The organism is Lysinibacillus sphaericus (assembly GCF_002982115.1).
In the GTDB taxonomy this organism is placed as follows: domain Bacteria; phylum Bacillota; class Bacilli; order Bacillales_A; family Planococcaceae; genus Lysinibacillus; species Lysinibacillus sphaericus.
In genome coordinates this window covers 1,792,945-1,807,298 of sequence record NZ_CP019980.1, presented here as the reverse complement: position 1 = coordinate 1,807,298, position 14,354 = coordinate 1,792,945, and the positions used below count along the sequence as shown (strand labels likewise).

Annotated in this window: 16 protein-coding genes and 1 pseudogene; 1 reads left to right on the top strand and 16 read right to left on the bottom strand. The window is 37.2% G+C overall.

Translation table 11 applies throughout. From position 1 onward, the window contains the following. Positions 1-36 precede the first annotated feature (36 nt). The 5 genes from LS41612_RS09060 to LS41612_RS09040 form a co-directional block, all read right to left on the bottom strand. The gene (locus LS41612_RS09060; RefSeq protein WP_024361191.1) at positions 37-1,038 is read right to left on the bottom strand and encodes an NAD(P)H-dependent flavin oxidoreductase; all 1,002 of its coding nucleotides are present in this window, start codon (positions 1,036-1,038) and stop codon (positions 37-39) included. Positions 1,039-1,184: 146 nt separating this feature from the next. Then, entirely contained in the window at positions 1,185-1,742 is a 558-nt protein-coding gene (gene efp / locus LS41612_RS09055; protein ID WP_024361192.1) for an elongation factor P, read from the bottom strand. 17 nt (positions 1,743-1,759) lie between these two features. Beyond that, positions 1,760-2,821, bottom strand: coding sequence for a M24 family metallopeptidase (locus LS41612_RS09050; RefSeq protein ID WP_024361193.1), 1,062 nt, complete (start codon positions 2,819-2,821; stop codon positions 1,760-1,762). A 2-nt stretch (positions 2,822-2,823) separates the two neighbouring features. Beyond that, positions 2,824-3,258, bottom strand: a complete 435-nt coding sequence (gene aroQ / locus LS41612_RS09045; RefSeq protein WP_024361194.1) for a type II 3-dehydroquinate dehydratase — start codon at positions 3,256-3,258, stop codon at positions 2,824-2,826. Between the two features lie 62 nt (positions 3,259-3,320). Next, positions 3,321-3,746: a hypothetical protein gene (locus LS41612_RS09040; RefSeq protein ID WP_024361195.1), complete on the bottom strand. Its 426-nt coding sequence runs from the start codon at positions 3,744-3,746 to the stop codon at positions 3,321-3,323. A 174-nt stretch (positions 3,747-3,920) separates the two neighbouring features. Between LS41612_RS09040 and LS41612_RS09035 the strand changes: the two genes are divergently transcribed. Continuing rightward, on the top strand, positions 3,921-4,895 hold the full coding sequence (locus LS41612_RS09035; RefSeq protein ID WP_029747087.1) for a DUF1385 domain-containing protein: 975 nt from the start codon (positions 3,921-3,923) through the stop codon (positions 4,893-4,895). A 103-nt stretch (positions 4,896-4,998) separates the two neighbouring features. On the opposite strand, the gene LS41612_RS09030 is transcribed toward LS41612_RS09035, so the two are convergent. The 11 genes and pseudogenes from LS41612_RS09030 to LS41612_RS08980 all read right to left on the bottom strand — a co-directional run bounded on the left by LS41612_RS09030 (position 4,999) and on the right by LS41612_RS08980 (position 14,178). Further along, positions 4,999-5,907 (bottom strand): NAD(P)H-dependent flavin oxidoreductase, encoded by a 909-nt coding sequence (locus LS41612_RS09030; protein ID WP_024361197.1) that lies wholly within the window; start codon positions 5,905-5,907, stop codon positions 4,999-5,001. Positions 5,908-5,971: 64 nt separating this feature from the next. Beyond that, positions 5,972-6,703 carry an ABC transporter permease gene (locus tag LS41612_RS09025; RefSeq protein ID WP_024361198.1) on the bottom strand — a complete coding sequence of 244 codons (732 nt, stop codon included), beginning with the start codon at positions 6,701-6,703 and terminating at the stop codon, positions 5,972-5,974. A gap of 2 nt (positions 6,704-6,705) precedes the next feature. Then, positions 6,706-7,425 carry an ABC transporter ATP-binding protein gene (locus LS41612_RS09020; RefSeq protein ID WP_024361199.1) on the bottom strand — a complete coding sequence of 240 codons (720 nt, stop codon included), beginning with the start codon at positions 7,423-7,425 and terminating at the stop codon, positions 6,706-6,708. Then, positions 7,415-7,879 carry a DUF3021 domain-containing protein gene (locus LS41612_RS09015; RefSeq protein ID WP_024361200.1) on the bottom strand — a complete coding sequence of 155 codons (465 nt, stop codon included), beginning with the start codon at positions 7,877-7,879 and terminating at the stop codon, positions 7,415-7,417. The genes LS41612_RS09020 and LS41612_RS09015 overlap by 11 nt, the downstream gene beginning before the upstream one ends. Positions 7,880-7,889: 10 nt before the next feature. Continuing rightward, positions 7,890-8,330 (bottom strand): LytTR family DNA-binding domain-containing protein, encoded by a 441-nt coding sequence (locus LS41612_RS09010; RefSeq protein WP_024361201.1) that lies wholly within the window; start codon positions 8,328-8,330, stop codon positions 7,890-7,892. 146 nt (positions 8,331-8,476) lie between these two features. Beyond that, positions 8,477-8,758: a DUF1871 family protein gene (locus LS41612_RS09005; protein ID WP_024361202.1), complete on the bottom strand. Its 282-nt coding sequence runs from the start codon at positions 8,756-8,758 to the stop codon at positions 8,477-8,479. Between the two features lie 112 nt (positions 8,759-8,870). Then, positions 8,871-9,869, bottom strand: coding sequence for an LCP family protein (locus LS41612_RS09000; protein ID WP_024361203.1), 999 nt, complete (start codon positions 9,867-9,869; stop codon positions 8,871-8,873). Continuing rightward, positions 9,859-10,386: a sigma-70 family RNA polymerase sigma factor gene (locus LS41612_RS08995; protein ID WP_024361204.1), complete on the bottom strand. Its 528-nt coding sequence runs from the start codon at positions 10,384-10,386 to the stop codon at positions 9,859-9,861. Before LS41612_RS08995 ends, LS41612_RS09000 begins: the two co-directional genes overlap by 11 nt. A gap of 178 nt (positions 10,387-10,564) precedes the next feature. Beyond that, entirely contained in the window at positions 10,565-10,915 is a 351-nt protein-coding gene (locus LS41612_RS08990; RefSeq protein WP_227665464.1) for a hypothetical protein, read from the bottom strand. 553 nt (positions 10,916-11,468) lie between these two features. Continuing rightward, positions 11,469-13,250, bottom strand: a pseudogene (locus tag LS41612_RS08985) (vitamin B12-dependent ribonucleotide reductase); the annotation flags it as partial. Between the two features lie 76 nt (positions 13,251-13,326). Then, complete coding sequence (locus tag LS41612_RS08980; protein ID WP_080653272.1) at positions 13,327-14,178, bottom strand: LAGLIDADG family homing endonuclease; 852 nt, start codon at positions 14,176-14,178, stop codon at positions 13,327-13,329. Between the last annotated feature and the right edge of the window lie 176 nt (positions 14,179-14,354).

Below are 14,354 nucleotides of genomic sequence, written 5' to 3'. Positions count from 1 at the left end.
ACTCAAACAATTTAGAATTGTTTGAGTGACTGGCACCTATACTAATTTTTCAATAATACTTTTCACTGTACCGGGTTGCACTAAGTGACTGTTTTCCCCCATCCACATCGATAAATATTGTGGATTGCCTTGTGCTGCACTTTCCTTACGAATAGTGGAGGTTAAATGATGTTGCAATGGATACGGTGCTACAATAGCATCCTTCATATGTTCTGTAAAATGATTGGTTAAGCCACGCGCTGCTTTACCAGTAAAAGCATACGTAATCGTCGTCTGTTGTGGCTTCGACTGCAAGATAGCCTTTTTATACAATGGTGATATTTCACATTCATCAGCTACTAATAATGCAGTACCTATTTGTACCGCCTGTGCACCACCCGCTAGTGCGCGCTGCACATCTTCATGAGAAACAATGCCCCCTGCAACAATAATTGGGATTGTTATGTTGCCTACTACATGTTGCAGTAAATCTTCACGGGCAATTAATTGCATGGGGTTCGTAAATGAGCCACGATGCCCTCCTGCCTCACCACCTTGTAAAACAACCGCATCCATACCTGACTGCTCAACTTGAATGGCTTCTTCTAGCGTAGTAGCTGTCCCGATCACATAAATATTTTTATCCTTTAAACGTTGAATAACTTCTGGAGATGGTATACCAAATGTAAACGAGCACACAGCTACTTGCTCATCCAGAACTGCTTGCAATTGCCCCTCAAAAACTTCGTTTGACATCACACTTTGCACTGGTGATAATCCGAGCTCATCATAGTAAGGCTGTAGCGCCATACGTGCTTTTTGGAGAACATCTATATCAATGCGTGGCTCTTCTTGCACAAATAAATTTACGGCAAATGGCTTTTGCGTAAGCTTTTTTACTTCCTGAATAAAATTCCTTGTCTGCTCACCATCTAAATAGCCCGCTCCAATTGAGCCTAGTATCCCAACTTCCGCACAGGCAGCAACAAATTTTGGTGTAGTAACCCCCGCCATCGGTGCTTGAATAATTGGATAGTGCATTTCAAATTTTTTTAACATTGCATTCACTCCTTACTTTTATTGTAAACCTTATTTCTCTTTCCGACCTCCTTCTATTTTTACATATTTTTGTACTTTACTCGATATATGTATTAAAAAAAAGTAAAAACCTACCCTTTTGAAAGAGTAGGTTTACAAAATATTACTTATGCACGTGATACGTAAGATGCTTCAGTAGTGTTAATCACTAACTTGTCACCTTGGTTCACGAAGAATGGAACTTGCACGATAAGACCAGTTTCAAGTGTAGCAGGTTTTGTACCGCCTGAAGCAGTATCACCTTTAATACCTGGTTCTGTTTCAGTTACTTCTAATTCAACCGTGTTTGGTAATTCTACACCTAGCATTTCACCTTGGTAAGATTGAATGTGTACTTCCATATTTTCTTTTAGGAATTTCAATTCATATTCAATGGCAGCTGAAGCAAGTTCAGTTTGCTCATATGACTCTAAATCCATAAATACATGCTCATCACCTTGAGCATATAAATATTGCATTTTACGATTATCAATTTGTGCTTTCTCTACTTTTTCACCAGCACGGAATGTTTTTTCATTCACAGAACCGTTACGAAGGTTACGTAATTTAGAACGTACGAATGCAGCACCTTTACCTGGTTTAACGTGTTGGAAATCTAACACGCGATATAATTGGCCATCAACAATAATTGTTAGACCTGTACGGAAATCGTTTACTGAAATCATTTGTGTTCCTCCATTGTTTATAAGATAATAAGTTCTTTTGTCGAATGTGTTAGTAGTTCATTACCTGATTCAGTGATCAAAATATCGTCTTCGATACGAACTCCACCGACTCCCGGTACATAAACACCTGGTTCAATCGTCACGGCCATTCCCGGCTCTAAAACCGTATTTGATCGTTTCGATAGGCCAGGGCCTTCATGTACTTCAAGACCAATCCCATGCCCTAATGAATGACCAAATGCCTCACCATAGCCTTTTTCTGTTAAATAGTCACGTGCAATGGCATCTGCTTGAATACCTGTTAAGCCAGGACCAACTTTTTCAAGTGCTAAAAGTTGTGACGCAAGGACTGTATTGTACATTTCTACTAATTTTTCAGATGGCTCACCAACTGCCACCGTACGTGTTATATCCGAAATATAGCCATTGTATAGCGCACCAAAATCAAGTGTGACAAAGTCGCCTTTTTCAATAACTTTATTTGTTGCAACACCATGTGGTAGTGCCGAGCGAAGACCAGACGCTACAATTGTATCAAAAGAGGACTGTGTTGCTCCTTGTTGTCGCATGAAAAATTCTAATTCATTCGAAACGTCAAGCTCTGTTTTACCTGGCTTGATGTAGTCTAAAATATGTGTAAATGCGTGGTCAGCAATTTCACACGCAACCTTAATAATATTAATCTCTTGTGCAGTCTTAATCAAGCGAATTTTTTCAATTAATCCAGAAACGGGCACTAAATCAGCTTGAATTACATTTTTATACAACTCATATGTACCATAGCTGACAGAATCTTTCTCAAAGCCCAATAATTTAATACCCATCGCTTTAACTTGTGTTGCAATTTCTTCTAGGAGTGTTGCTTCATGTTGCACAATTCGGTAATCCTTAATTTGTGCAGTTGCTTGCTCTGTATAGCGGAAGTCTGTAATAAACACAGCATCATTTTGGGACACAATCGCTACGCCAGCCGTACCAGTAAAACCTGTCATATAGCGGCGGTTATACTCGTTCGTAATTAAAATGCCATCGATGTTTTGTTCTTGAAGTATTTTACGAAGCTTTTGTAATTTCAACATAATTATTTCTCCCTCTCAATAAAAGTGCGTAGTGCTAGTTCATAGCCTTTTGTACCAAGTCCACTAATTTGACCTAGACAGGCTGGGGCAAGATAAGAATGGTGGCGAAATGCCTCACGTTTGTGGATATTGGAAATATGTACTTCAATAACCGGTACGGTCACTCCTGCAATTGCATCATGTAATGCTACACTTGTATGGGTATACGCACCTGGATTAAAGATAATCCCATCATACTTTTCATCTTCCGCCTCGTGCACCCAATCCACAAGAACACCCTCGTGATTCGATTGACGAAACTCGACTGTAGCACCAAGAGAAGCCGCAAGATTTTGAACATTATTTTTGACATCGTCTAGTGTTTCATGGCCATAAATATGTGGCTCACGCTTTCCCAGTCGATTTAAGTTTGGTCCATTCAAACATAATAACTTCACGCAGTATTCGCCTCTTTCTATGTACTTGTTTTTTATTTTATCATACCAATTGCATACAGCAACTAATTTCCTTTTTGTGCTGTATGCTCTTTGTAATGAAAATTAGCTGTTTCAAGTAAAAAGCGCAAAAGGCAAATCACTACGACCATAAAAGGGATGGATAATTTTTTAAAAGATGAGGATTGTAACGGTAAATCCAAAACAAACCACTCCAATGTGATTGTTACCAAAAGTCCGAGTAAAAATGAAGTCAAGATTGCAGGTATAATATGAACATATCGTAACGTCATATATAAAAAGAATCCGACTAAAAACAGTGCTAACGTTAAAAAACTCCAATGAAATAATTTAGAACTATCTTCAAACAACTCCCATTTTTTATAGAAGCCTATTGGATTCCAACGAATAAAATGAAAAAAATGAAGCCCTTTTAAACATAATGCTAACACGATCGCATTAACAGCAGCGGTTATTAGTCCTACTTTCAAAGCTACCCCTCCTATAAATAAGCAGCGTGCACATTGCTTACACGTCCTGTCTTTAGCCAATGGCAATGAAATACATAAGCGCTCTTCCTAAAAAAGCAAAATTATACGATAAGTGTAGCCATAAAGAAAATTTACTATGCGTACCTCTAGAGGTTTTTCGCTAAATTTAGTACAATGGTACAGTTGAAATATATAAAGAGAGTGGTGTTAGCCTTGAGCAATTCACCTGTATACGGGGGACAAGCACAATTAGAGGGTGTGATGTTCGGAGGGAAGGAACATACGATTACTGCCATTCGCCGTAACGATGATTCCATTGATTACTATCATTATAAAAAAGTCCAAAAACCAATCCTGCAAAAGCTTAAAAAAATTCCATTTGTACGTGGGGTTGTTGCACTTATTGAATCAGCAGGTTTAGGTTCACGTCATATGCAATTTTCAGGGGACCGTTATGACGTTACACCTGGCGAAGAAGTCGAAAATGTAGAAGAAAGCGGCTCAAAATTACAAATGATTTTAGGCGTAGCCGTTGTCGGGATTCTTTCTTTCCTATTCGGTAAATTTGCATTTACATTAATTCCAGTGTTTATTGCGGATTTATTCTCACCATGGATAGAAGGGAAAGTCGGTCAAGTGCTACTCGAAAGTGGCATTAAGCTTCTTCTACTGCTTACCTATCTATATTTTATTTCTTTAACACCAATTATTAAACGCGTTTTCCAATATCATGGTGCCGAGCATAAGGTCATTAATTGCTATGAAGCTGGTATGGATATTACTGTGGAAAATGTGCAAGCACAATCTCGTTTACATTATCGATGCGGTAGTAGCTTTATGCTATTCACTGTGTTCGTTGGTATGTTTTTATATTTCTTCGTACCTACAGACCCGCTGTGGTTACGAATTGTAGACCGTATTTTATTAATTCCTGTTGTATTAGGGGTATCATTTGAAGTACTACAAGCAACAAATGCATGCCGCAATATTCCTTTGTTACGCTATTTAGGCTATCCGGGTCTATGGTTACAACTACTGACAACAAGAGAGCCGATGGACGAACAGGTCGAAGTTGCGATTGCCTCATTTAATATGCTACGTCGAGTTGAACAACAACCTGAAATCGCTGCAACATTAAATCACGATTAATAAAGTTCCATAACTAAGACAATACAAAAACGCACAATTGTTGGTTAAACAGCATTGTGCGTTTTGTTTTTCCTAATATCTTAAAAGGGCACTCCTCCAGCGATTACAAAGACTGTACCACATTCAATCGTTGCTTTGCGCTTTCATATTCCTCATGTAATGACATAATAATTTCACGCACAGACTCACGTTTTTCAATCGTTGTGACACCATGTCCTGCCGACCAAATATCACGCCAAGCCTTCACATTTACAAGGTGTGTTAAATCAATAGCCTCTTTTGGCGTTAATGTCGACGGGTCAATTCCTTCTTTTATTAAGGATGGAATTAGCACATTGACAGGCACGCCACTAAAGGCATCTGTATACAAAACATCATCTGTTGTACTTTCGATAACCATGTTTTTATAAGCCTCTGGTGCATCTCCTTCATGACAAGCAATAAAGCGAGTGCCTAAATAAGCATAGTCCGCTCCAATAATTTGCGTTGCCAATACATCTGCACCACTTGATATAGCGCCTGACAAAATAATGGTGCCATTAAAGAATTTTTTGACTGCAGCGACAAAGCCGAATGGATTCAGTTGCCCACCATGTCCACCAGCTCCTGCACTCACAAGAATTAACCCATCTACACCCGTGGCTGCCGATTTCTCAGCATGCTTGACATTGGCCACATCCGCATAGACCTTTCCCCCATAACGATGCACGATATCAATCACACGCTTCGGGTTGCCAAGCGATGTAATGACAATAGGTGGCTCATATTTTTCAATTAATTGTAAATCTTCTTCAAAACGTGCATTCGCTACTGGATGACATATAAAATTGACGGCCCATGGCTCTGTTGGCAACGCCTCTTTAATCTCTTGAAGCCAGTCTGCGCAAGTTGAAACGGGTCTTGCATTTAATAGTGGAAACGAACCAATAGCCCCTGCCCGACTTGCCTCGATGACCATCGCTGGATTCGAAATTAAAAACATTGGTGCTACAATAATTGGTAAACATGACATACTCTCTCCCCCTTTCTATATAAACATTCGAGCTGTCTTCCAAAATCCCTACTTTAAAATTTAATTAAAAATGCGCTCGCATTTTTTGCTTAAACGCTAAATTGACAATAATAAACGTGAAGAACGTATAAACAATGACAACAGATAGGGGTAGGATGGCATCTTCATAATGTCCATTTAGCACATCTCGTGCAGCATCCACCGCATAAGCAAATGGAAGGAAGTTCGCTATCTTTTGCACTGTACCTCCAATCATATCTAGCTCAAACCATGTACCACTTAACCAAGTAGCAATGTTTACAAATATTGCGAATAAGCCACCAACTTGTTTATCTGTAAATAATGTCCCTAGTAGCAACCCAATTCCAATATATAGTAAGGAAATAATAAGTAGCACGACTACTAACAGTAACGTATAGAAATCCAATGTTAAACCTAGAAACCCTGCTGTTAATAAACAGAAAACAATTTGTAAAATGGCAATCGGCAATAAAGGTAAAACATACCCGACAATATAATCCACTGCGACCATCGGAGAAGCAAAGATACGCATTAAAAATGAGGTACTTTTATCTCTCCCGAGTAACATACCCGAGAAAAGTGTGAGGAATGAAAAACTAAAAACAATTACGCCTGGCGTTAGATTGTTGATTTCATATAACCCAAACGGGATATTTTTTTGCATGACAGAAAATAATCCCATCAGTACTATTGGTAAGCCAATACCGAAAAGTAGCGTTAATGGATCTCGTATAATTTCTTTATGATTTCTTGTTGCAAATACAATCGCTTTCAATGTTATACCTCCTTTGTTAACTCTAAAAATACTTCTGTTAATGTTGGTTTTCCCGTTTCATCTATTAATTGCTGTACTGTACCAAGAGCACATAATCTCCCTTGATTCATAATACCAACACGATCAGCTAACATTTCTATTTCCTCTAAATAATGAGTAGTTACAACAATCGTTACATCACCTTTTATTTGCAATAAAATTCTCCATAAATCACGGCGTGCTCGCACATCCATACCTAATGTTGGTTCATCAAGAAAAAGTATTTGCGGTTTCGACATCATGGCCATCGCTACACTTAATCTGCGCAAATAACCGCCTGATAGCACTTTTGCCCTTTTCTCCTTCACCGACGTCAAACCAAATAAATCCATTTGAGAGACTGCATGCTGTTGTGCTATTTGCTTTGAATCTCCGTAAATTTGGCCCATTAACAGCAAATTTTCCTGCACAGTTAAATTGGGAGCAACAGCCGTTTCTTGAGGAGAAATATTAATGATTTTCTTTACAGCCGTTTGACTGAAAATAATACTCTCTCCTTCCAAAATAGCATCTCCACTCGTTGGTGTTAAAAGACCACAAAGCATTTTAATCGTAGTGGTCTTTCCTGCGGCATTTTGACCGAGTAGTGCGAATAGTTCTCCCTTTTTAACGCTTAAGGTCAACTGGTCAACTACCACTTGATTCTTATAATGTTTTGATAGTGCTTTAATTTCAATTGTCAATATACTCACCTCTTAAAAGTACTCCATTAATTTTTTCAATATCGCGTTTTGATAAGTTATATTGCAAAAGCCAAGTCACAACATAAGTACCCAAAAAACTCGCTATTAAAGAAACGATATTTATCATCGTTTTAGGGGTCCACAATATCAAAACAACCGGAATCCATACTAGTGCCGTTATAAAAAAATGTACTGTATATTGTTTCAACATCCCCCATTTCGCCATATCAAAGATTAATGCAGCCAAGGCAAAAACAATACCAATCAAACCTGTTAACAACATTTGTGTAACAACAGCTGCTAGCTCACTTTCAAATAACGCCCGAAATTCAGGTAAAACGAATATATACCTTCCTTGTCCCAAGCCGATAGATAAACAAAGCTGTACAAATTGTCCAATCATAACACCAATGACGTATCCACCTAATATGCGGATCAGCAATTCTTTTTTCATGTTTTTCACCTCATATTCCTAATTGTTTCTTGATTTTTGCAACATAGCGCCTTGATGCAAACGTTTTAACATTGCCTTCTAGGAAAACACCAATCGTTCCTGTTTTACTTATATCCATGTATTTAATTTTCTTCCGATTAACAATCTCAGCATTTGATATTCGCACAAACATTTGTGAATTTAACTTTGCCTCTAGTTCATACATGCGCAAACGAATCGTAAATAGATTATCTGCCGTTTGAACGAGGACTTTTTTCTGCTCCGTATATAACCTTATAATGTCTTCACAATGAATAAGCTCTACCCCCTTATTTGACAAAACCGGTAATGTATCTTCCTCAGTAGAAAAAATATTCCGCATGATGTGCTCGATTTCAGTTGTCATTTTATCTGTGTATATAATGATTTTAGGTTCTCTACATAGTGGATCAATGGATACTTCTACATTCATATCCCACACCCCCTTCATTCGCTTTCACTATAAAGATTTCAACCAACGATGTAAATGCATTTTCGACGACCGGTCGTTTTCAATGAATAAGTGGTTATATAAAAAAGTGGCTATCCGTTTTATTTGACGAGATAGCCACTTTTATTTTAATTTGAAGTTTGATTCTCACTCTCTAAAGCCTTGATTTTACTGTTAATTTCCAAAGCAATTGGATAGCAATTCGAAATTGCAAAAACTTCATCTACCGAGAACATTTTTACAAAAACTTCATGTATCCTAAGCGCTAAATTTTCAACAGAAGTTACTGTTGGTAGCAGCTCTACAATCATCCTGATTTCTGGGTCATATTCATCCTCAGGTGTGTAATGCAAAAATCGCTTTGGATCCCAATTATCAATGACTTCCTTAACAATTCGATAGTGCTCCATATTACACCTCTTTAACATTTTTCCTCGTAAATATAAAAAGTGCGTTAAACTTATTAACGCACTTCTAGTATAAAATAATTTTCCTATAAATTACAATAAATCCAATGTTTAATTACTCAAATGTCGTTAACTCTTCGGAAATGGCTGTTAAAAAATCTTTCTCAAACGTAACATAATATTTTCCATCTATCATATCATCTCTAATGCCAGCACTTAACGATACTGATTTAATTGAATGAAGATTTATTTTGTTTTCAAACAATTGTTCTAGTGGTATATTGGCTTCAATTTGAGTGGAAAGTTCTTTTAATTTCGATTGTGCCATTTCGTTTTTCGTTTTATTCACCACAATTTGAATAAGATTTAATAAGTTTTCTTCCTTTAAATTTCTCCCGTCTGTAGCAGCCATCATTAATGCCACTACCTCTTCTCCATTTAAACGATTCGTTCCTTTTTTGAAATCTAATCCTACTTTCGTGATAGCTCTTACGCGAGTATCTTCTTGCAAGTCATAATCTATACCGTTTATAGATGCGATCCATGCTGAAAAGGTCTCTAAGTCGATGACCGCATAATAATCAATGGGTAAATTAAATAGGTTGGAAACGGTCGTTCTTACATTTTCTGCTCCTCCTGAACCAAAAGCATAAGCAAATAATAATTTATCGTACACTGTAGTCCCATCATTGTTCGCTATCGGTGCATACGTTTCACGAGGAATCGACAGAACTTTCATAGCGTTTTTCTCTTTGCTATATGTGAGTAAAAGATTTAGAGGTATTCTATCGTCCTCCTGTTCTGCTTTCACCGTAATTAAAGTAGTGACAATTTGATCTTCCTGAACTACTGTTGCACTATTGTTCCCATCTTCATGAAAGCTCTTAGGCAACATCGATGGCATAAATAAAACTAGACATAAGCCTAGCACTAATAATGAAATGAGCACTGGCACAATCTTTTTTGAAAAAGGAACAAGAGACTTCTTTTTTACTCGGTGCTTCTTTTCCAACCTACGAATTTGTTCAAAAACCTTTTGTCGGTCTTCTTGCGTAAATCTTAAATCTTGATTAGAAATCTTCTGCATTTTATCTCTTAATCGCTTATCTTCCATTCAATTCAGCCTCCTTTATCATCGACTCTAATCGTTGTTTGGCTCTTCTTAATCTCGTTTTCACTGTATTCATTGGAATATCCAATACTTCAGCAATTTCATCTGTCTTTAACGATTCGTAGTAGTAGAGATACACCACTTCCCGATACACTTTTGGCAGAGAAAAGATGGTATCCTTTAGTTCTTCATTATTGTATTTATCGATTACTGTTTTTTCTGTTGATGGGTAAATCGACTTCGCTGTTTCATGAATAAAACTTTTTACTTGTACCATTTTGAAATGCCAACTTTTTAAATAATCTTTACATTCGTTAATTGCAATACGATAGAGCCATGTCTTTATATGGGCATCATAGCGAAACGTATCCACGTTTTTGTAGCATTTGATAAACGTATTTTGCACCATATCCTTCGCAATTTCAGTATCTTTTACATAAGAAAATGCCAATCGTACCAACTCATCACCATATTCAATCATCATTTTTTCTAATAAGAAATCTTTTTCTGTTCTGTCCATCTACTACCCTCCCTTCCTCTCTTAAATTCTGCTATTAGACGATTAGTAAATGATTATAGGTTCAAATTTTTAAAAATAGTATTTTAAAAGTTTGACAAAAAAACCTGTATTTATGAATTACACACGTAATCATAGATACAGGTTTCTACACGGCTCTTCGTCGTTTAATATGTAAGTGTTAAATAAGTTCTACTAACTCTGGGTTGAATATCACTTGATGGATCCTCCAACAATCAGAGTATTCTGTAGCAATTTCGTGATTATGCAAGCAGACCCTATTCATTCCATCACAACCATCAAGACCACAACAACCATTTAATCTGCTTCTATTTGAATGGCGTTTTGAATTGATTAAATCCTTGATGTTAATAATGATAGAACCTTTTACTATATCGTAAGCTGTCTCTTGTTGAATTAAATAGAAGCCTCTAGGAATGTAATCTTGACCATCATTTTTATTAATCAAATTTAAATCTTTTAATTCTATTAATGATTCAGAAATTTCTAATTTACAAGCTTTACAAAGCACTTTCAACTTGTCGTTTCCTCCTTTTATTGAGAACCTTTTTCTTAATCGCTATGCTAACGATATATTCAATCCTATTAAAAGAATATCCTCTTTCACCTAGTTCGCTTAAGAAAATCAGCAGGCTGATTAAATATTGAACGTCCTGTCGTTAAAGAAATATTACAACAACTGCATATATCTGATGTTAATGAAGTAAACTATATGATAAAAATCGAACTGATTGGGAGCTTTATTCGTTCGTTTGACCCTTCAATTAGGAAGTAAATATTTCATAATAGAAGGTATTATTAAGAAAAGAGGAGAGATACGATGTTCGATCAAGTTGGGTATTTTATTTTACAAGCTCTGTTAATTCTAACAATTTTAGTTGTTACAGTTGGAATCGCGCTTGGAGAAACGCTGATTCGAAAAAAATAACACTCCACCCAAATGGATTTAGTTGAAGTTACTTTCTTCATTACTATTCAGAACAATACTAACACAATTATCCAATAGAAAACCACCTCATCTCTAATCATCTATAGAGGTGAGGTGGTTTACATTAGGTTTTATTTTACAAACCGCATTTTAATTGTGCACCACAGTTTGTACATGTGTTACAGCCACCCATTTCTTCGACTGTGCCTTTACGACAAACTGGGCATGTGTTCCCTACATCTGAGCCGATAACTGTTGTTGACTCAAGTGCTTGGATCGTATCCACTAATACGACTGGACGTTTTGCATGCTCTTCTACTAATTCTTCTTCAAATGATAATTGATCCATATCATTTTCTTCTGCTTTTAGTGTCAGCACTTGTGAATCACGGCTACCATCAACATAGACCGTACCACCTTTAGCGCCACCTTTATAAAGGCGCTCGTACACTTTTTCAACTTGTTCGACCGTATAGCCTTTCGGTGCATTTACTGTTTTAGAAATCGACGAATCAATCCATTTTTGGATAATGCATTGCACATCCGCATGCGCCTCTGGTTTTAATTCCATTGCCGTCACAAACCATTCAGGTAACTGATCTTCAGATGCTTCTGGATGACGGTCTAAGTATTCTTGAACGATTTCTGCTTTTACTTCAATAAACTTGCCTAGACGACCAGAACGATAGTATGTGAACGAGAAGTATGGTTCTAGACCCGTTGCTACGCCTACCATTGTTCCTGTCGATCCTGTTGGCGCTACTGTTAGTAAATGCGAGTTACGTATACCTGTTGCTAAAATTTGCTCTTTAATGTGCGCTGGCATTTTTTGCATAAAGCCTGTTTCTGTAAAGGCTTTACGTAAACGTGCCGTTTCTTCCTCTGTCGCCCCTACTAGGAATGGGAAGCTGCCACGTTCTTTTGCAAGCTCTGTAGAAGCCTCGTAAGCAGTTTCTGCAATTGTTTTAAAGATTTCATCTACAAGTGCATTGCCCGCTTCTGAGCCATATTCTTTTTCACAATAAATAAGTAAATCCGCTAAGCCCATTACTCCTAAGCCAACTCGACGTTCACCAAGAGCTTGTACACGGTTTTCTTCAAGGAAATACGGCGTTGCATCGATTACGTTATCTTGCATACGAACACCAACACGAACCGTTTCACGTAATGCTTCGTAATCAACTGTTTGATTTTCTTTATTGGCAAACTGCGCTAAGTTGACAGCAGCTAAGTTACACACTGAATATGGTGCTAGTGGTTGTTCACCGCAAGGATTCGTCGCAACAACACTTTGACCATATGCTTTCGCGTTTGTCATATCGTTGGCATTGTCAATAAAGAAAATCCCTGGCTCTGCCGAATATGTTGCACAGACGTTAATAAGATTCCAAAGCTCTTTTGCTTTAATCGTACGATATGTGCGTACTTTATAGCCCATCTTCTCCCATTCACGTACGTCTCCAACTTTATGCCACTCACTATTGTAAACAGCCATTTCTTCTTTTGTATATTCTTCAACCGCTGGGAAACGCAGATCGAATTCAGCGTCCGCTTCAACAGCTTCCATAAATTCTTTCGTTAACGTTACAGAAATATTAGCACCCGTTAAAAATTCTGGGTTATGAACTGTGTACGTTCCACCGTCACGCAATTTATTTTCGGCTTCACGAATAATGCCACTATCGAATCCGCCTAAGCCTTCGATGCCTTTATAATTCACAATGCCTTGATACATTGCTTCTTCTTGCATTGAAAGCGGCTTAAAGTTTAATTTTTCTTTCGCTAGACGAATAATCGTCTCATCTGCTGTATTTTCCATTAGGTATCGTAAAATACGTGGATTTTGCATTTTTGAAATAATAAATTCCACGATATCAGGATGCCAATCTGCCAGCATAATCATTTGTGCCCCACGCTTTTTGTTACAAAAAAGTATATTGAAATACCTTTCAGATGTGGTCATTTCTGCCACATTCTTATGCTTTCACATAAGATCAGACTATATCATCAAAGAAAGATTTGATTTTTTCATATTTTCGATTGAGTTGAATGGAGCCAAACTTATATAACTGTTGAGCAATCTTTTTCACATCATCTTTTCTAGTGATGTACAAGTCTACGCAACCTTGTTTTGGATAAAGTTTATGAACAGATAAAGCTAATTGATTATCATGTAGAAATTGTAGCAACGACAGGAGCATTTGACTATTTCCTGTAAACCCCAGTCTTCCTCGACTTGAAATATGACCATCGGCATCAAAAAAACCTCTTAAATATGCCCACTGTAAATCTTCTCTTCCAAAGTTAACCCAACGTTCAAACCCTGTTTTTCGTGGTGTAATCCCTAATTGTATTAAATCATTACACATTTCTGTTGAATTAATTGTTAAGGCATATTTATTTTGTTCATTGGATGCTCTCCGTCGTCGAAATTTAATGGCATTCAACATATATAATTCTTTAGCGATATCTTCAAGTAGTTGTCGATCTTGCTCTGCAAGTGATAACACTAAGCGTTTAGAAGTCCCACGATCAAAAATGGTTCCATCTCCGGTTATATAGCCAACTAAATAAGCCTTATTTGCTGTATCAACTTGTTTAAAGTAGTTTTCATTATAATGGTATTTTTTATTTTTCAGCTTACCTGCTTCACCAGGTGTTCTCGGTTTAAAAAGTTCTAATTCTTTGTTCCATCTAAGAATTGTTCCTCTACCGATACTGAGCATTTTCGCAATATCTACTTGGCTCATTCCATCTTCATGTAACTCAATAATTTTTTTAATCAATCGTTCTTTGTCTCGCGCCTCGTAAGGACGTCTCCGTACATTACGATTTACTTCTTCCATGCTTACACCTCCAAAGTGGTATTAAAAGTTTAGGAAGTTTCAATAGTCGTTGAACGTTCATCTGTGTTTCCCCAGATGCTTCGCTGCTGATTGCCCAATCTTTTCTTTTTTTAAGCATTCACGTTTAACTTCACAGTTTACGTTGTAGCAAGAAAAGCTCTCAGGGTGTTCCAGCA